The sequence below is a fragment of the Streptomyces sp. NPDC002044 genome (genome assembly GCF_040296725.1).
Lineage (GTDB): Bacteria > Actinomycetota > Actinomycetes > Streptomycetales > Streptomycetaceae > Streptomyces > Streptomyces antarcticus.
On the sequence record NZ_JBEOXU010000124.1, the window covers coordinates 1 to 18,520 of the forward strand.

An 18,520-nucleotide genomic window follows, 5' to 3' on the forward strand; every position below is an offset into this window, starting at 1 on the left:
CAGGGGGGACCCTGTGGGAGAGTAGGACGCCGCCGAACAATTATTGTGGGAAAGCCCCGCACCTTATGGTGCGGGGCTTTTCTGCGTTCCGGACCGGTTGTGGGTGCACGCGGTCATGGGCCCCGAGGTGTTTCGGGGCCCATCGTGTTGTGCGGGAGGGTCAGAGGCGGCCGGCGGCTTTGAGGGAGAGGTAGGCGTCGGCCAGGGACGGAGCCAGGGTGTCCGGGGTGGCGTCGACCACGTGGACACCGTGGCGGGTCAGCTGGTCCGCCGTGCGGCGGCGCTGGGCCTGGGACTGCGCGCCGGCCGCGGCCTCGTAGACCGCGTCCACATCGCCGCGCGCCTTTGTCATGTCAGCGACGTGCGGGTCGGCGACCGAGGCCAGCAGCACCGTGTGCCGCTGGGTCAGGCGCGGGAGGAGCGGGAGCAGGCCCTCTTCGACCGGGGCGGCGTCCAGGCTGGTCAGGAGCACCACGAGGGAGCGGCGCGGGGCGCTGCGGAGGATGGTGGAGACCAGGTTGCGGGAGTCGGTCTCGACCAGTTCCGGTTCGAGCGGGGCCATGGCGTTGACGAAGGCGGGCAGGGTGTCGGCCGCGGCGCGGCCCTGGACCTGGGCGCGGATGTGGCGGTCGTGGGCCAGGAGGTCCACGCGGTCGCCGGCGCGGGTGGCGAGGGCGGCGAGCAGCAGGGCCGCGTCCATCGCCGAGTCCAGGCGGGGGGCGTCGCCGACACGTCCCGCCGAGGTGCGGCCGGTGTCCAGGCAGATGAGGATGTGGCGGTCGCGTTCGGGGCGCCAGGTGCGGACGGCCACCTTGTTCTGGCGGGCCGTGGCACGCCAGTCGATCGAGCGGGTGTCGTCCCCCGGGACGTAGTCGCGCAGGCTGTCGAACTCGGTCCCCTCGCCGCGGGTCAGCACGCTTGTACGGCCGTCCAGTTCGCGCAGGCGCGCCAGGCGGGAGGGGAGGTGCTTGCGGCTCGTGAACGGGGGGAGGACCCGGACCGTCCAGGGCAGGACGTGGGTGCCCTGGCGGGAGAGCAGGCCCAGTGGTCCGTACGAGCGGATCGTGACGCGGTCGGACCGGCGGTCGCCGCGGCGGGTGGGGAGCAGGCGGGTGGTCAGGCGGCGGCGTTCGCCGGCCGGGACCACCAGCGCGTGGCGTGAGGCGGCCTGTTCGGTGCCGGGGAGCCAGCTGCTGGGGGGCCAGGCGTCGCGGACGCGGGCCCGGAGCTTGCGGCCGCTGGGGTTGGTGAGGGTGAGGTGGACGTCCGCCGCCTCGCCCAGGCGTACCGAGGTGTCCCCCGAGCGGGTCAGGGCGAGGGTGCGGACCGGAGCCGCCAGGGCGCAGTCCACCGCGCAGGCCAGGGCGAGGGTTCCGTTCACCGCGAGCATTCCCGTCCAGCTCGGTTCGAGGATGCCGACGGGGATGCTGCCGAGGGCCGCCAGCAGGGCGGCGCGTCCAGTGAGGGCCATCAGCGCGGGACGGGGACGTGGGAGAGGATCGCCGTGATGACGGCGTCGGCCGTGACCCCCTCCATCTCTGCTTCCGGGCGCAGCTGGACGCGGTGGCGCAGGGTCGGCAGGGCGAGGGCCTTCACGTCGTCGGGGGTGACGTAGTCGCGGCCGGTGAGCCAGGCCCAGGCGCGGGCGGTGGCCAGCAGGGCGGTCGCGCCACGGGGGGAGACACCGAGGGTCAGCGACGGGGATTCGCGGGTGGCACGGCACACGTCGACGACGTACGCGGCGATCTCGGGGGAGATCGTGACGCGGGCGACGGCCTCGCGGGCGGCGTCGAGTTCCTTCGCGCCGGCGACCCGGCGCAGGCCCGCGGCGGCCAGGTCGCGCGGGTCGAAGCCGGCGGCGTGGCGGGTCAGTACGCCGATCTCGTCCTCGCGGGAGGGGAGGGGCACGGTCAGCTTCAGGAGGAAGCGGTCCAGCTGGGCTTCCGGGAGGGGGTAGGTGCCCTCGTACTCCACCGGGTTCATGGTGGCGGCGACGAGGAAGGGCTCCGGGAGGGCGCGCGGGGTGCCGTCGACGGTGACCTGGCGTTCCTCCATCGCTTCGAGGAGCGAGGACTGCGTCTTGGGGGGCGTCCGGTTGATCTCGTCCGCGAGGAGGAGGTTGGTGAAGACCGGGCCGTTCTGGAAGGAGAACTCGGCGGTGCGGGCGTCGTAGACGAGGGAGCCGGTGACGTCGCTCGGCATCAGGTCCGGGGTGAACTGGACGCGCTTGGTGTCGAGTTCGAGGGACGCGGCGAGGGCGCGCACGAGAAGGGTCTTCGCGACGCCGGGGACGCCTTCGAGGAGGACGTGGCCGCGGCACAGGAGCGCGACGACGAGACCGGTGACGGCGGAGTCCTGCCCGACCACGGCCTTGCCGATCTCGGTGCGGAGCGCTTCGAGGGAAGCGCGGGCGCTGTCCGCGGTCGGGGCCGGGGACTCGGTGGCCGGGTACGTCATGACGTGCGGACCTCTCTTTCGAGGGCGTCGAGGTGGTCGGCGAGCGCGACGAGCGCCGCGTCGTCGGAGGGGGTGGTGCCGAAGAGGAGGGCGGTCACGTCGCCGGAGGCCGCCACGGCGGTGAGGCGGGCGGAGACGGCGGGGACGAGGGACGCGGGGTCGTGGGCCCGGGTGGGCGGTACACCGACCAGCGCGGCCAGGCGTTCGCGGGTGGCGGCGCGCAGCACGGTCGCGGCGCGGTCGCGGGCCCCGGCCTTGCGGTAGAGGCGGGCGCGGCCCTCGGTGGCCTCGGAGGCGCGGATCACGACGGGCAGCCGTTCGGTGACGAGCGGGCCGAGGCGGCGGGCGCGCCAGAGGGCGGCGAGGGCGCCGGCGACGAAGAGCTGGAGCAGGGCCCAGGACCAGCCGGCGGGGATGAGCTCGAAGAGGCTCTTCTCCCCGCCGTCGGGACCGTCGGTGCCGTCGTCCGGGTCGCTGTCCGCGAGGGACGGCAGGTACCAGACGAGTTCCGGGCGGGAGCCGAGGAGTTGGAGAGCGAGGGAGGCGTTGCCCTCCTTCGCGAGGCTGTCGTTCAGCAGGGGGGTCTCGGAGCCGAGGAGGACGGTCTCCCCGCCGGTCCGGCCGGCGGGGATGACGAGGAGGGTGGGGTGGCCGCTGCTGGGGTAGCAGGCGGTGGCCCCGGGGAGGGCGGTGTAGCGCACCCCGGATCCTGTCGTGGCGCGTCCCGCGGAGGTGGCCGCCGGCAGGGTGCACCGCGGGGCCAGGACGTCGGGGTGGGCGCTGCCCTGGGAGCGCGCTCCGGGGGCCAGGGCGGGGAGGCTCGGACCCGACGGGGCGAGGAGGACGGTGCGGCCGCCGGAGAGGTCCATGGCCGAGCGGAGGGCGGTGCGCTGGGTGGCGCCGAGGAGGTCCGGGGAGGTGACCAGGAGGGTCGTGCCGGGGCCGGCCGCGGCGGCCGCCTCGCGGGCGGTGGTGACGACGCGGGTGGTCACGCCGCGCTCCTTGAGGAGCTCGGCGACGGCGCGGCTGCCGGAGGGGTCGGCGGAGCGGGGGTCGAGGTGGCCGTGGCGGCTGCCGGAGTTCAGGGCGGCCGTGGCGACGGCTCCGCCGAGGAGCACGGCGAGGACGATGAGGACGTTGCGTACGCGCTTGCGCTGCGGCAGCCGGGGTGGCACGGCCGTGGACGCGCCGGGGGGCGGGGCGCTGTCGGCGCCGGGCGCGAGGGCGACTGCCGTCGGTGTGTCCGGGGTGGTCGTGGCCCAGGGGGCCGGGGCGGCGGGGCCGACGGGACCGGCCGCCGGGAGGGTCGGCCCGGGGCGGGAGGTTCCGCCGGAGGAGGCCGCAGCTTCGGGGGCGGTCCCGGCCGGAGGGCGCGGCGCCACGGAGGCCGCCGGGGCGGGAGTTCCGGGTGCGGCGGCAGGGCCGGTCGGCCCGGGGGCGGGTGTGGGGACCCGCGGGTCGGCGGGGGGCTCCGGGGTGGGGCCGGAGGGCTGGGGGCCGGTCATGCGGTGGGTCCCGTCAGGAGCGGCTTGGCGCGGTCCAGGGTGAGGTCGAGGTCGCGCAGGCGGGCGTACGCGTCGGCGTCGGCGCTGCGGCCGCCGTAGGTGACGTCGTCGAAGGCGCGGGCCGCGGCGCGCAGTTCCGCGGTGTGGCCGGGGAGGGAGACGGCGGCCTCGGCGGCGGCCTCGTCGGCCGTGCGGCCGGGGCGCGGGTCGAGGAGGGTGCGTTCCTCCAGGGAGCGGACGACGGCGCGCATCCGCTCCTGGACGGCTTCGTTCCAGCGGCCTGCGGCGGCGTGTGCCTCGGCGGCCGTGCGGTGGTCGGCGGCGCTGCGGATGCCGTCGTGGAAGAGGGTGCCGGGGCCCCCGGCGGCCCGGCGGGGCGAGCCCAGGCGCCACCACAGGGCGGCGACGGCCAGGACGACGGCCACGACGATCACGGCGAGGCCGAGGGCGCCGCCGGGGGCGGCCCCGGCGGCGGCGTCGAACAGGTCGCCGATCCACCGCAGGGCCTTGGCCAGGGCACGGTCCAGCAGGCTCGGGTCGTTCTCGTGGTACCGCGGCTTGGACAGCTCGCGCTCGGCCGCCTCCCGGCCGGCGTCGCGCGGTGTCGTCACCGGTGGTGTCTCCGCGCTCGTCAGGAGCGGCGCTGCGTGGCTGATGAGGCCCCCCGTACTCATCATGGGCGGATCAGCCTCCGGTGGCGCCGCTGGCGTGGTTCTCGACGCCGGCGGCCCTGGCGAGCTCCAGGTCGAGGGCCTCGCGCCGGATGCGCTGGTCCACGTACAGGAGGACGGTGACGCCGGACTGCATCGGCATGGTGACCATCTGGGCGATGATCAGACCGACGGCCGAGAAGATCAGCGCGCCCCAGGAGTAGGCGGCGCTGCCGTCCGTCAGGCCCGTCAGGCCGGTGCCGGAGACGAGGATGCCGATGAGCGTCAGCGGCATCACGATGATCGCCTTGACGATGAGGACGATCAGGAAGGTGAGCAGGGTGATGCCGAAGATGCGCCACCAGGAGCCCTTCACGAGCTTCCAGGAGCGGCCGAACGCCGTGAAGATGCCGCTCTTCTCCAGCATCAGGGCGGGCGAGGCCAACGTGAAGGCGGTCCACAGCCAGACGGCGAGCACCAGCCAGGCGAGCCCGCCGGCGAAGGCCAGGCCGTAGCTGTCGAGCAGGAGGGCGGGCAGGACCAGGACGGCGCCGAGTAGCGTCAGCCCGATGCCCAGCAGCAGCGTCAGTCCGATGAGGCGCAGGAGCTGGGGGCGGGCGTCGCGCCAGGCTTCGGAGACCGTCGAGCCGTGGCCGAGGACCGCGCGACTGAAGATCATCGTGAGCATCGCGGTGACCACGACGGTCCCCAGGAAGTCGAGGAAGTTGGTGGCCACCGTCACGGACAGACCGCTGCCGAGGCTGTTGACCAGCTCTTCCGGAGTCGGGGTCCCGTTCGTGGAGACCACGAGGTCCGCCAGCAGGAGCTTCTGTACGAGCAGGCTGATGACCTGGACGACGGTGGCCACGACCAGTGTGATCGGCAGGACCGAGCGCCAGTGGGACCGCATGGTGGTGACCGCGCCGTCGAGGATCTCGCCGAGGCCGAGCGGGCGCAGCGGGATCACGCCGGGCTTGGCGGCCGGGGGCTTGCCCCACGGGCCGGGGCCGCCGGGGTGGCCGTACTGGCCCCCGTACGGGCCGCCCTGTGGCTGGCCGTACGTTCCCCAGCCCTGGCCCGGCTGCTGGGGCGGCTGCTGCGGGGTGCCCTGGCCGGTGGCCGGGCTCGACCACTGGCCGGGGGGCGGCTGCTGGGCGGACCACTTCTGGTCGCCCGGGGCCGGCTGGCCGGCGGGTGCGCCCTGCCGCTCGCCGTCGGACGGATCGGACGGGGAGGATCCGGGCGTAGCCCAGCCCGGAGAGTCGTTCATCGTCGCTCCTTCACGTGCACCTGCTGGGGCGGGGGCGCTGGTCGCTGCCATCGTGCCACGTGGGACCACGGAACGGACCGGCCGTCCCCCCGGATCTCCGGCAGCCCGTACCTTCAATTGTCACCCGGATCCGGGGCAGACTGGTCGAGCTGATCCCCACGCAGGTCCGAGGGGCGATTTCCAGCCCTTTTGGCTGTGGGACAGCTCACCGCCTGGTAACGATTAGCTAATGGGATGATGTCAACCATGAAGGGACGCGTCCTTGTCGTCGACGACGACACCGCGCTGGCCGAGATGCTCGGCATTGTGCTGCGTGGAGAAGGTTTTGAGCCGTCGTTCGTAGCGGACGGTGACAAGGCACTTGCTGCCTTCCGGGAGGCGAAGCCGGACCTCGTGCTGCTGGACCTCATGCTGCCCGGACGGGACGGCATAGAGGTGTGCAGGCTGATCCGCGCCGAGTCCGGCGTGCCGATCGTCATGCTCACCGCCAAGAGCGACACGGTGGACGTGGTCGTGGGCCTGGAGTCCGGGGCCGACGACTACATCGTGAAGCCGTTCAAACCGAAGGAGCTGGTGGCACGCATCCGGGCCCGCCTGCGCAGGTCGGAGGAGCCCGCGCCGGAGCAGCTGGCCATCGGTGACCTGGTCATCGACGTGGCCGGGCACTCCGTCAAGCGGGAGGGCGCCTCGATCGCGCTGACCCCGCTGGAGTTCGACCTGCTGGTCGCGCTCGCCCGCAAGCCCTGGCAGGTGTTCACCCGCGAGGTGCTGCTGGAGCAGGTCTGGGGGTACCGGCACGCCGCGGACACCCGGCTGGTGAACGTGCACGTGCAGCGGCTGCGCTCCAAGGTCGAGAAGGACCCGGAGCGCCCCGAGATCGTCGTGACGGTCCGCGGTGTCGGCTACAAGGCCGGACCGAGCTGACGTGCAGCCCGGCAAGACCCGCGGCGGCTCCCGCAGGGGGCCCCTGCGGGGAGGCCGGCTGCTCCAGGACGGAGCGCCGGGCGGCCCCCTGCTGCGGCTGTGCGTACGCCTCGTACGCCGGCCGGTGCTTCCGGCTGTCCGGCTGTGGCGGCGCAACATCCAGCTCCGGGTGGTCGCGGCCACCCTGCTGATGTCGCTGTCCGTGGTCCTGGCGCTCGGTTTCGTCGTCATCGCCCAGGTCAGCAAGGGCCTCCTCGACGCCAAGGAGGAGGCCGCGCAGAGCCAGGCCGCGGGCGGGTTCGCGGTCGCACAGGAGAAGGCCAACGCCCCCGCGACGGTCGACGGGCCCGACGCCGCCGACAGCCGGGGCGGCATGGACGCCAGTACCTGGATGAACTCGCTGGTCAAGCAGCTGGCCAGTGGTGGCCAGACCGCCTTCGAGGTCGTCGCGCTCGGCGCGGGCACCGGGGACGAGGCCCAGCCGGGCGCCCAGGGCGTCCGCGGAGCCCGTGCCTCCGGCAACGTGGACCCGACCGCGAGCGTCCCGCTGGCGCTGCGCCGGGAGGTCAACGACGGCACCGGGACCTTCAAGACCTTCTCCGAGATCCGCTACACCGCCGGGGCCGGCGGCAAGGCGCCCGGGCCCGCGCTGGTCGTGGGCAAGCGCCTCACCGACGTCAAGGGCGACCCGTACGACCTGTACTACCTCTTCCCGCTCACCCAGGAGGAGGAGTCCCTCAACCTGGTCAAGAGCACCATCGCCACCGCCGGCCTGTTCGTCGTCGTCCTGCTCAGCGCCATCGCCTGGCTCGTCGTGCGGCAGATCGTGACGCCCGTGCGGATGGCCGCGGGGATCGCCGAGCGGCTGTCCGCGGGGCGGCTCCAGGAGCGGATGAAGGTCACCGGCGAGGACGACATCGCCCGTCTGGGCGAAGCCTTCAACAAAATGGCGCAGAACCTCCAGAACAAGATCCAGCAGCTGGAGGAGCTGTCCCGGATGCAGCGCCGCTTCGTCTCGGACGTCTCGCACGAGCTGCGGACCCCGCTGACGACGGTACGGATGGCCGCCGACGTCATCCACGACGCCCGCGTCGACTTCGACCCGATCACCGCGCGCTCCGCGGAACTCCTCGCCGGCCAGCTCGACCGCTTCGAGTCGCTCCTCGCCGACCTGCTGGAGATCAGCCGGTTCGACGCGGGCGCGGCCGCGCTGGAGGCCGAGCCGATCGACCTGCGGAACGTGGTGCGCCGCGTCATCGACGGGGCGGAGCCGCTCGCCGAGCACAAGAAGACCCGGATCCGGGTCCTCGGCGACACCCAGCCCGTCATCGCCGAGGCCGACGCCCGGCGCGTCGAGCGGGTGCTGCGCAACCTCGTCGTCAACGCGGTCGAGCACGGCGAGGGCCGTGACGTGGTGGTCCGGCTCGCCTCGGCGGGCGGCGCCGTCGCCGTCGCCGTACGGGACTACGGCGTCGGGCTCAAGCCCGGCGAGGCCACCCGCGTCTTCAACCGCTTCTGGCGGGCCGACCCGGCGCGGGCCCGCACCACCGGCGGTACGGGCCTGGGCCTGTCCATCGCCGTCGAGGACGCCCGGCTGCACGGCGGCTGGCTCCAGGCCTGGGGCGAGCCGGGCGGCGGCTCGCAGTTCCGCCTGACCCTGCCGCGCACCGCCGACGAGCCGCTGCGGGGCTCGCCGATCCCGCTGGAGCCGGAGGACTCGAGGGCCAACCGGGCCAGGGCCGCCGCCGAGGCCGCGGGCAGCGCCGCGGACCGCCGGCAGCCGGAGGGGCCCGACCGGTCCCCGATACCTTCGCGGTCGGCGGTCTCCGGAGCGCTGCCCGTACCCGCCGACCCGACGGCCCTGCCGGGCAACGGGGCCCGGGTCGTGGCCCGGCCCGCCGAGCAGGCACCCGCCGAGCAGGCACCACAGGAGGACCGAACCGATGGACCCTGAGCCCGAGCCGACCAGCACGCGCGCGGGGAGCACGCCGGGGCGCGGACGGCGGCGGCGCACCGTGCGGGCGTACGCCCTGGGGACGGCCGTGCTGCTGCTGGCGGGCTGCGCCTCGATGCCGGACCGCGGCGAGATCCGCCCGGTGCGGGCCTCGCAGGGCGTCGACTCGCAGGTCCGGGTGTTCGGCGTACCGCCCGCGGTCCGGGCCAGTCCCGCCGACATCGTCGACGGGTTCCTGGAAGCGCTGACCGGTGACGACCCGCAGCTGGAGACGGCCCGCAAGTACCTCACCAAGGACGCGGCGGAGAGCTGGAAGCCCGGCGCGGCCGTCACCGTGCTGTCCTCGGGCCTCGACCGGTTCGCCGTCAAGGGCGAGAAGGAGCCCGACGGGGCCCGCTGGAAGGTCACCGGCAAGAAGCTCGCCACGGTGGACGAGCGCAGCGCGTACCAGCCGGAGACCGGCGGCGGATCGTACGAGGAGTTCCTCCAGCTCGTCCAGGTCGACAAGCAGTGGCGGATCGCGACCCCGCCCAGCAGCCTCGTGCTCAGCGAGTCCGACTTCCAGCGCATCTACATGCCCGTGAACAAGTACTACTTCGCCGGCGGCACGCTCGTCGCCGACCCGGTCTACGTGCGCCAGCGCAGCGACCCCGACTCGCGGATGGACCCGACCACGCAGACCGTGCAGTCGCTGCTCGCGGGGCCGTCCAAATGGCTCGGGCCGGTCGTCGAGTCGAGTTTCCCCAGCGGCACGGAACTGCGGGAGGGCACCAAGTCCCTCTCGTACGACGGTCAGAACACGCTGCGCGTCCCGCTCAACGGGAAGGCCGACAACGTCACGCAGCCGCAGTGCCAGAAGATGGCCACCCAGCTCCTGTACACCGTCAAGGACCTGACGGCCTCGCGGCCGGAACGGGTCGAGGTGCTGCGCTCGGACGGCAAGACCCCGCAGTGCGCGGTCACGGAGGTGGCGGCCGCGGCGATCGCCAACCGGCCCCGGACGCCGGTCTACCAGTACTACGTGGACGCGGACAGCCACTTCGTCCGGATGAACCTCGACGTGACGAACGAGGACCAGCAGTACCGCCCGGAGCAGGTGCCGGGCCCGCTGGCCGGCACTCCCGCGTTCAAGGTCGGCTCGGCGGCGGTGACGTACGACGAACGCCGCGCGGCCGTGGTCTCCGAGGACGGGCACGGGCTGTACGTGGTGCCGCTGGTCGGGTCCGGGGCGATGCCGCAGCCGCTGCCGATCGGCCGGGGCGCCAAGCCGAACCTGCTGACCGCGCCGAGCTGGGACGCGGCCGGGGACCTGTGGGTCGCCGACCAGGAACCGCAGAACCCGGGGCTGTGGCGGGTGCCCGGCGGGGTCGGCGTCCCGCAGAAGGTGGAGGTGTCCGGGCTCGACGGCGGGCTGATCACCTCCCTGAAGACCTCGCCCGACGGGGTGCGGATCGCCCTGCTCGTCCAGAAGAACGGCCGCAAGAACCTCTGGGTGGGGCGGGTCGAACGGTCCGACGCCTCGGCGGCCCCGGCGGTGTCGGTGCGCGAGCTGCGCCCGGCCGCCCCGCAGATGGCGGACGTGACGGCGATGAGCTGGGCGCCGCGGGGCCGGCTGCTGGTGGTGGGCCGGGAGAGCGGCGGGGTCGACCAGGCCCGCTACATGCTGGCGGACGGCTCGATGGTCGCGGCGAGCCTGCCCGGGGCCACCGAACTGGTGGCGGTGGCGGTGGCCGTGTCGGAGGACGAGGCGAAGCCGAAGCCGGTCCTGGCGGACTCGCAGGAGGACGGCATCGTGTGGCTGCCGCCGGGGGCGCAGTGGCGCACGGCGGCGGCGGGCGGCCGCTCGCCGGTGTACCCGGGCTGAGGCGGTCGGCGGGCCGGTCGGCGGGCCGTGGTGGGCCCGTGCCGAGGCGGCCTTGCGGCCGTTGTCCACAGGGGTGGCGGTGGGCCGGCGAGGCCCGGCACTGTGGAGCGCATGCGGGGATGGTGGCGGGAGCTCGCCGGGCTGGTCCTGCCGGTGGACTGCGCCGGCTGCGGGGCCGCGCGGGTGCTGCTGTGCGCGGACTGCGGGGACGCGCTCGGCGGGGCCGGGGCGGGCCCCGTACGGCCCTCTCCGCGCCCGGAGGGGCTGCCGGTGGTGCATGCCGCCGCCGCGTACGAGGGGGGCGTACGGCAGGCCCTGCTGGCCCACAAGGAGCGCGGGGCGCTGCCGCTGGCCGGCGCGCTCGGCGGAGCCCTCGCGGCGGCGGTCCTGGCGGGCCGCGGCGGACCGGGGGCGGAGGTGGGGGAGCTGGTCCTCGTGCCGGTCCCGTCGACCCGGCGGCAGGTCCGGGCGCGGGGGCACGACCCGACGCGCCGGATCGCGCTGGCGGCCGCCGGGCGGCTGCGGCGGGCCGGGGTTGCGGCGCGCGTGGCGCCCGTACTGCGGCTGCGGCGGGCGGTGGCGGACCAGGCGGGGCTGGGCGCCCGGCAGCGCCGGGAGAACCTCGACGGGGCCCTGGCGGTGTGCCGGGGCGGGGCCCGGCTGACGGCCGGGGCCCGGCTCGTGCTCGTGGACGACCTGATCACCACCGGGGCGACGTTGGCGGAGGCGGCCCGGGCGCTCCGCGCGGCGGGGCCGGCGCGGGGTGCGGCCGCGGTGGTGGCGGCGGTGGTGGCGGCGCCCGCCGGGGCCTTCGGTCCGGTGCGGTCGGGAACCCGTACAGACCAAAAATCTTGTGAATAGATTTGGAACTGGAGGGGAAGGCGCATCGTTGCAGGTAGTAAGAGGGAACAGTCACCTGAACGGAGGTACGTTCCGGTAGCGGGTGCCGACAACCGCCATAGAGAGATATGTTCGGTTGTGAGGAACTGGCGAGCCTTGGGCCCCACGCATCGGATCGCACGTTTCGGAATTCTTCGTGTCAGGAGGCTGTCTCTCGACTCCGAAGTCGGTGGGGTGTAGATCTTGCCGATGGGGGAGGAGGAGGTGAAAGTCGCCAAGTCCGAGGCTCCGGTGTTCACCGGAGTCTGGTGCGAAAGGGAGACGCTTCGCCCCACGAGGCGTAGCTATCCGGGAACGGAGTTCTGCGTGGACATCGTCGTCAAGGGCCGCAAGACCGAGGTGCCCGACCGGTTCCGCAAGCACGTGGCCGAGAAGCTGAATCCGGAGCGGATCCAGAAGCTCGACGCCAAGGTGATCAGCTTGGACGTCGAGGTGTCCAAGGAGCACAACCCGCGGCAGGCCGACCGTTCCGACCGCGTGGAGATCACCCTGCATTCGCGGGGCCCGGTGATCCGGGCCGAGGCCGCCGCCGCCGACCCGTACGCGGCGCTGGACCTCGCTCAGGACAAGCTGGAGGCCCGGCTGCGCAAGCAGCACGACAAGCGCAACACCCGCCGCGGCAGCGGCCGCATCCCGGCGGCGGAGGTCGCCGACGTGGTGCCGAACGCCGCGACCCTGAACGGGAACGGCGAGCTCGTCGCGGACGAGAAGACGGACGCGATTCCGACCACCCGGATCGGATCGCTGGAAGTGCAGGGCGAAGGCCCGCTCATCGTCCGCGAGAAGACCCACTCGGCCTCGCCGATGTCGCTCGACCAGGCTCTGTACGAGATGGAGTTGGTCGGTCACGACTTCTATCTGTTCGTCGACTCCGAAACCAAGATGCCCAGCGTCGTCTACCGACGTCACGCGTACGACTACGGCATCATTCACCTGAACCCCGACGGCGCCTCCAGCTCCGACGAGTCCGGCGCGGGTGCCGGCGGAGCACTCGGCGGCTGAGTACGTCCTTTGGTGCCCCCGGGGCCGCGAAAGCGGCCTGCGGGGGCACCCGTATGACGGGTATGCGCCAGGCAGTGGCCGACAGTCCCCCCTCGCCGTGGCGCGGGCATGGAATCATGGCGGGCAGTCAACCGGAGGCAGTGTCCGGCCGGTTGGACCAGCAGCTCAGCACATGCAGGGGGAGGAACCATGGCGGACAGCTTCGGGCCGGTGGGCGGTGACGACGGGGTGGTTCGCCGGGTCGTGGACGCGGCGGAGCCGGCCCGGGAGCCCATCCGGGTGCTCGTGGTCGACGACCACGCCCTCTTCCGGCGCGGGCTGGAGATCGTCCTCGCGCAGGAGGAGGACATCCAGGTCGTCGGCGAGGCCGGGGACGGCGCGGAGGCCGTGGACAAGGCGGCGGACCTGCTCCCGGACATCGTGCTGATGGACGTGCGGATGCCGCGACGCGGCGGGATCGAGGCGTGCACGTCCATCAAGGAGGTGGCACCCTCCGCCAAGATCATCATGCTGACGATCAGTGATGAGGAGGCGGACCTCTACGAGGCGATCAAGGCGGGTGCGACGGGGTACCTCCTGAAGGAGATCTCGACGGACGAGGTGGCCACCGCCATCCGGGCGGTCGCGGACGGGCAGTCGCAGATCAGTCCGTCGATGGCGTCGAAGCTGCTGACCGAGTTCAAGTCGATGATCCAGCGCACCGACGAGCGGCGGCTGGTGCCGGCGCCCCGGCTGACGGACCGGGAGCTGGAAGTCCTGAAGCTGGTGGCCACCGGCATGAACAACCGGGACATCGCGAAAGAGCTGTTCATCTCCGAGAACACCGTGAAGAACCACGTCCGCAACATCCTGGAGAAGCTGCAGCTGCATTCCAGGATGGAGGCCGTCGTCTACGCGATGCGCGAGAAGATCCTCGAAATCCGCTAGCCGGGCGCCCGGGCCGGGGCCCGGCCGATTCGGCCGGGCCCCGCCGTCAACGCCTAGGAGCGCAGCGCCAGTTCCGCCATGACGGCCGCCGCTTCCCGCGGGCTCTGCGCGCGCTCGACGCGGACCTCCTCGCACCCCACCCACCGGGCCGCCTCCCACAGGGCCTCGGCCATGGCGCCGGCCGCCGCCGGGGTCTGCAGCGAGAGCTGGCGGGCGACCAGCGTGCGGCCCTCCCGGGCCGGGTCGACGCGGCCGCGCAGGTGTCCGCCCGCCAGCAGCGGCATCGCGAAGTACCCGTGGATCCGCTTCGGCTTGGGGACGTACGCCTCCAGGCGGTGGGTGAAGCCGAAGATCCGCTCCGTGCGCGGCCGGTCCCACACCAGGGAGTCGAACGGCGAGAGCAGCGTCGTGCGGTGGCGGCCCCGGGGAGCCGTCGCGAGGGCCGCCGGATCCGCCCAGGCGGCCTTGGCCCAGCCCTCGACCTCCACCGGGACGAGTCCGGAGTCCGCGATCACCGCGTCCACCTGCTCGCCCTTGAGGCGGTGGTAGTCCGCGATGTCGGCGCGGGTGCCGACGCCCAGCGACTGCCCGGCCAGGGCGACGAGCCGGCGCACGCACGTGCTGTCGTCCAGGTCGTCGTGGAGCAGCGCGTCGGGGACGGCCCGCTCGGGCAGGTCGTACACGCGCTTCCAGCCGCGCCGCTCGCCGCACACCACATCGCCGGTGTCGAGCAGCCACTCCACCGCGATCTTGGTCTCGGACCACTCGAACCACTCGCCGCCCTTCTTGGCGCCGCCCAGCTCGGTGGAGGTCAGCGGACCCTCGGCCGCGAGCCGGTCCAGGACCGCCTTCGTCGAGCGCTCCTTGTCGGCCAGGATGTGCCAGCGGTGGCCGCGTGCCCGGTTGGCCCGGCGCCGGAAGGCGAAATGCGGCCATTCCTCGATGGGCAGGATGCAGGCCGCGTGCGACCAGTACTCGAAGGCGTGCCGGTCCGTCCAGTACGCCGACTCCACCGCCGCGCGGCCCACCGCGCCGAGGCGCGCGTACGGGATCAGCTCGTGCGAGCGGGCCAGCACGGAGATGGTGTCCAGCTGTACGGCGCCCAGGTGGCGCAGCACCCCGCGGACACCCCCGCGTCGGTCGGGCGCCCCGAGAAAGCCCTGCGCGCGCAGGGCGATGCGGCGGGCCTCGTCGGCGGAGAGGGACACGGTCGGCGGCGGCAGGCTCGTCATGGTCGGCCAGCCTAGGCGGTGCCACTGACACCGCGTTCGTACGGAGGCCGCGGGGCCGGGGCGGGGCCTCCCGTGGCCGGGCCGGCGACTAGGACGTCTCCGCGGGGGCCGGGGCGGGGAGGTACGGCAGGGCGGAGGGGAGGCCGAGGTCCTGGGGGAGGAGGGAGCCGATCCAGCAGTCGCGCGCGGTGCCGTTGTGAAGGTGGCCCGCGCGCAGGGTGCCCTCTATCCGGAAGCCGGCCTTCCGGGCGACGGCCAGCGAGCCCGCGTTGCCCACCTCGGCCCGCCACTCCAGGCGCGGGACGTCCAGCACGGTGAAGGCCCAGCGGGCGACGGCGTCCACGGCCTCGGTCATGTAGCCGCGGCCGCGGTGCTCCTTGACCGCCCAGTAGCCGATCTCGTACCCGTCCGGCGGGCGGACGTGCACGCCGACCGCCGCGACCAGGGGCCCGCCGGGGCCGAGGCGGACGGCGAAGCTGTAGCCCGTGTCCTCGCGCCAGCCCCCGGGGACGGTCTCGTTCACGAAGCGGTGCGCGTGCTCCCGCTCGTACGGGGAGGGAACCATGGTCCAGCGCTGGATGCCGGGGTCCTGCGCGACGGCGTACAGCTCGTCCTCGTCCGCCGGGGCGAAGGGCCGCAGGTCGAGGCGGGCGGTGCTGAGTGTGGTGGGCTCCATGGGCCGATTCTGGGGTCCCGCCGACGCCGCGGGCGAACGGATTTCGCGGAAGGGCGGCACCTTGGGCGTCCCCCGTACGTTCTCATTCCGGGCACCCGTGCCCTGCGGACACGGCGGACCTCCCGACGCGACCACGTCCTCGCTTACGATGGCCGTTGCGGTGGGGCCCACCTGCCGTGCCCGTGTACGTACAGTGCCCAGGCCCGACCGGCAAGGAGACAAACCTCGGTGTCCGTCTTCAACAAGCTCATGCGTGCAGGCGAAGGCAAGATCCTGCGCAAACTGCACCGCATCGCGGACCAGGTCAACTCCATCGAAGAGGACTTCGTCAACCTCTCCGACGCCGAGTTGCGGGCGCTCACGGACGAGTACAAGCAGCGCTTCCAGGACGGCGAGAGCCTGGACGACCTCCTTCCGGAGGCGTTCGCCACCGTCCGTGAGGCGGCCAAGCGCGTCCTCGGCCAGCGGCACTACGACGTCCAGATGATGGGCGGCGCGGCGCTGCACCTCGGCTACGTGGCCGAGATGAAGACCGGTGAGGGCAAGACCCTCGTCGGCACGCTGCCCGCGTACCTCAACGCCCTGTCCGGCGAAGGCGTCCACCTGATCACGGTGAACGACTACCTCGCCGAGCGCGACTCCGAGATGATGGGCCGGGTCCACAAGTTCCTCGGTCTCGAGGTCGGCTGCATCCTGGCGAACATGTCGCCGGCGCAGCGCCGTGAGCAGTACGGCTGTGACATCACCTACGGCACGAACAACGAGTTCGGCTTCGACTACCTGCGCGACAACATGGCGTGGTCCCAGGACGAGCTCGTCCAGCGCGGCCACAACTTCGCCGTGGTCGACGAGGTCGACTCGATCCTCGTCGACGAGGCCCGCACCCCGCTGATCATCTCCGGCCCGGCCGACCAGGCCACGAAGTGGTACGGCGACTTCGCGAAGCTGGTGACCCGCCTGAAGAAGGGCGAGGCGGGCCAGCCGCTGAAGGGCATCGAGGAGACCGGCGACTACGAGGTCGACGAGAAGAAGCGCACCGTCGCCATCCACGAGACCGGTGTCGCGAAGGTCGAGGACTGGCTCGGCATCGAGAACCTCTACGAGTCGGTGAACACCCCGCTCGTCGGCTACCTGAACAACGCGATCAAGGCCAAGGAGCTGTTCAAGGCCGACAAGGACTACGTCGTCATCGACGGCGAAGTCATGATCGTCGACGAGCACACCGGCCGCATCCTGGCCGGCCGCCGCTACAACGAGGGCATGCACCAGGCGATCGAGGCGAAGGAAGGGGTGGACATCAAGGACGAGAACCAGACCCTCGCCACGATCACCCTGCAGAACTTCTTCCGCCTGTACTCGAAGCTGTCGGGCATGACCGGTACGGCCATGACCGAGGCCGCCGAGTTCCAGCAGATCTACAAGCTCGGCGTCGTCCCGATCCCGACCAACCGCGACATGGTCCGCAAGGACCAGCCGGACCTGATCTACCGCACCGAGGTCGCGAAGTTCGCGGCGGTCGTCGACGACATCGCGGAGAAGCACGAGAAGGGCCAGCCGATCCTCGTCGGCACGACGTCGGTCGAGAAGTCCGAGTACCTCTCCCAGCAGCTCTCCAAGCGGGGCGTCCCGCACGAGGTGCTGAACGCCAAGCAGCACGACCGGGAGGCGACGATCGTCGCCCAGGCCGGCCGCCGGGGCGCCGTCACGGTCGCGACGAACATGGCCGGCCGCGGTACCGACATCAAGCTCGGCGGCAACCCCGACGACCTGGCCGAGGCCGAGCTGCGCCAGCGCGGACTGGACCCGGAGGAGCACATCGAGGAGTGGGCGCACGCCCTCCCCGAGGCACTCACCAGGGCCGAGGCGGCCGTGAAGGCCGAGTTCGAAGAGGTCAAGGACCTCGGCGGCCTGTACGTGCTGGGCACCGAGCGCCACGAGTCGCGCCGCATCGACAACCAGCTGCGCGGCCGCTCCGGCCGTCAGGGCGACCCGGGCGAATCCCGGTTCTACCTCTCGCTCGGCGACGACCTGATGCGCCTGTTCAAGGCGCAGATGGTCGAGCGGGTCATGGCGATGGCCAACGTGCCGGACGACGTGCCGATCGAGAACAAGATGGTGACGCGCGCGATCGCGTCGGCCCAGTCGCAGGTCGAGACCCAGAACTTCGAGACCCGCAAGAACGTCCTGAAGTACGACGAGGTCCTCAACAGCCAGCGCGAGGTCATCTACCGGGAGCGCCGCCGGGTCCTCGAGGGCGAGGACCTCCAGGACCAGGTGCGCTTCATGATGGACGACACCATCGACGCGTACATCGCGGCGGAGACCGTCGAGGGCTTCGCCGAGGAGTGGGACCTCGACCGGCTGTGGGGCGCGTTCAAGCAGCTCTACCCGATCAAGGTGACGGTGGACGAGCTGGAGGAGGCCGCGGGCGACCGCGCGGGCATCACCGCCGAGTTCATCGCGGAGTCCGTCAAGGACGACATCCACGAGCAGTACGAGGCGCGCGAGAAGACGCTCGGCTCCGAGATCATGCGCGAGCTGGAGCGCCGCGTGGTGCTGTCGGTGCTGGACCGCAAGTGGCGCGAGCACCTGTACGAGATGGACTACCTGCAGGAGGGCATCGGCCTGCGGGCGATGGCCCAGAAGGACCCGCTGGTCGAGTACCAGCGCGAGGGCTTCGACATGTTCAACGCCATGCAGGACGGCATCAAGGAAGAGTCCGTCGGCTACCTGTTCAACCTGGAGGTCCAGGTCGAGCAGCAGGTCGAGGAGGTCCTGGTGCAGGACTCCTCGCCGTCGCTGACGAAGGACGCGGCGCCGGCCCGTCCGGAGATCCGGGCGAAGGGGCTGGAGGCCCCGCAGCGGCCGGACCGGCTGCACTTCTCGGCGCCGACCGTGGACGGCGAGGGCGGTGTGATCGAGGGCGACTTCGAGAGCGACACCGACGCCGATGGTTCCGGCGACGGGATGACGCGGGCGGAGCGGCGCAAGGCGCAGAAGGCTTCCGGCGGGCGTCGCCGCAAGAAGTGACCCCGCCGCTGGGGTTGGGCTGACCGTCGGCCGGCGACGAACTTCTTGTCGTAGATGCCGTCGCCGCCGACGAGCGGGATGTTGGTGCCCGACGCCTTGATCTGCTTGCTGAGCGGGCCGGCCGCCGGG

14 protein-coding genes are annotated in these 18,520 nt (G+C 72.8%); 7 read left to right on the forward strand and 7 right to left on the reverse strand.

From position 1 onward, the window contains the following. Positions 1–160: 160 nt before the first annotated feature. Genes ABT106_RS24785 through ABT106_RS24805 form a run of 5 tightly spaced genes read right to left on the reverse strand, consistent with a single transcriptional unit; the run spans position 161 to position 5,882 of the window. Positions 161–1,471, reverse strand: a complete 1,311-nt coding sequence (locus ABT106_RS24785) for a DUF58 domain-containing protein (protein ID WP_351281219.1) — start codon at positions 1,469–1,471, stop codon at positions 161–163. Next, positions 1,471–2,457, reverse strand: coding sequence for an AAA family ATPase (locus ABT106_RS24790; protein WP_351281222.1), 987 nt, complete (start codon positions 2,455–2,457; stop codon positions 1,471–1,473). Before ABT106_RS24790 ends, ABT106_RS24785 begins: the two co-directional genes overlap by 1 nt. Beyond that, entirely contained in the window at positions 2,454–3,962 is a 1,509-nt protein-coding gene (locus ABT106_RS24795) for a DUF4350 domain-containing protein (RefSeq protein ID WP_351281225.1), read from the reverse strand. Before ABT106_RS24795 ends, ABT106_RS24790 begins: the two co-directional genes overlap by 4 nt. After that, positions 3,959–4,636: a DUF4129 domain-containing protein gene (locus ABT106_RS24800; RefSeq protein WP_351281249.1), complete on the reverse strand. Its 678-nt coding sequence runs from the start codon at positions 4,634–4,636 to the stop codon at positions 3,959–3,961. The genes ABT106_RS24795 and ABT106_RS24800 overlap by 4 nt, the downstream gene beginning before the upstream one ends. A 10-nt stretch (positions 4,637–4,646) precedes the next feature. After that, a complete protein-coding gene (locus ABT106_RS24805) occupies positions 4,647–5,882 on the reverse strand; it encodes a DUF7847 domain-containing protein (RefSeq protein ID WP_351281228.1) in 1,236 nt (411 codons plus the stop codon). Positions 5,883–6,116: 234 nt separating this feature from the next. Here ABT106_RS24805 and mtrA point away from each other — a divergent pair, with 234 nt between their 5' ends. The 6 genes from mtrA to ABT106_RS24835 all read left to right on the forward strand — a co-directional run bounded on the left by mtrA (position 6,117) and on the right by ABT106_RS24835 (position 13,453). Further along, positions 6,117–6,806, forward strand: a complete 690-nt coding sequence (gene mtrA / locus ABT106_RS24810) for a two-component system response regulator MtrA (protein ID WP_189828951.1) — start codon at positions 6,117–6,119, stop codon at positions 6,804–6,806. Position 6,807: 1 nt separating this feature from the next. Next, complete coding sequence (mtrB, locus tag ABT106_RS24815) at positions 6,808–8,760, forward strand: MtrAB system histidine kinase MtrB (protein WP_351281232.1); 1,953 nt, start codon at positions 6,808–6,810, stop codon at positions 8,758–8,760. After that, the gene (locus ABT106_RS24820; RefSeq protein WP_351281235.1) at positions 8,750–10,624 is read left to right on the forward strand and encodes an LpqB family beta-propeller domain-containing protein; all 1,875 of its coding nucleotides are present in this window, start codon (positions 8,750–8,752) and stop codon (positions 10,622–10,624) included. The genes mtrB and ABT106_RS24820 overlap by 11 nt, the downstream gene beginning before the upstream one ends. Positions 10,625–10,735: 111 nt before the next feature. Next, a complete protein-coding gene (locus tag ABT106_RS24825; protein WP_351281238.1) occupies positions 10,736–11,485 on the forward strand; it encodes a ComF family protein in 750 nt (249 codons plus the stop codon). A 345-nt stretch (positions 11,486–11,830) separates the two neighbouring features. After that, entirely contained in the window at positions 11,831–12,526 is a 696-nt protein-coding gene (gene hpf / locus ABT106_RS24830) for a ribosome hibernation-promoting factor, HPF/YfiA family (RefSeq protein WP_351281240.1), read from the forward strand. A gap of 189 nt (positions 12,527–12,715) precedes the next feature. Beyond that, positions 12,716–13,453 carry a response regulator gene (locus ABT106_RS24835; RefSeq protein WP_267727290.1) on the forward strand — a complete coding sequence of 246 codons (738 nt, stop codon included), beginning with the start codon at positions 12,716–12,718 and terminating at the stop codon, positions 13,451–13,453. Between the two features lie 53 nt (positions 13,454–13,506). Here the strand turns inward: ABT106_RS24835 and ABT106_RS24840 are convergent, their stop codons facing one another. Further along, positions 13,507–14,685, reverse strand: coding sequence for a winged helix-turn-helix domain-containing protein (locus tag ABT106_RS24840; RefSeq protein ID WP_351281243.1), 1,179 nt, complete (start codon positions 14,683–14,685; stop codon positions 13,507–13,509). An 88-nt stretch (positions 14,686–14,773) separates the two neighbouring features. After that, on the reverse strand, positions 14,774–15,361 hold the full coding sequence (locus ABT106_RS24845; protein ID WP_351281245.1) for a GNAT family N-acetyltransferase: 588 nt from the start codon (positions 15,359–15,361) through the stop codon (positions 14,774–14,776). 228 nt (positions 15,362–15,589) lie between these two features. Between ABT106_RS24845 and secA the strand changes: the two genes are divergently transcribed. After that, positions 15,590–18,391 carry a preprotein translocase subunit SecA gene (gene secA / locus ABT106_RS24850; protein WP_351281247.1) on the forward strand — a complete coding sequence of 934 codons (2,802 nt, stop codon included), beginning with the start codon at positions 15,590–15,592 and terminating at the stop codon, positions 18,389–18,391. Positions 18,392–18,520 lie beyond the last annotated feature (129 nt).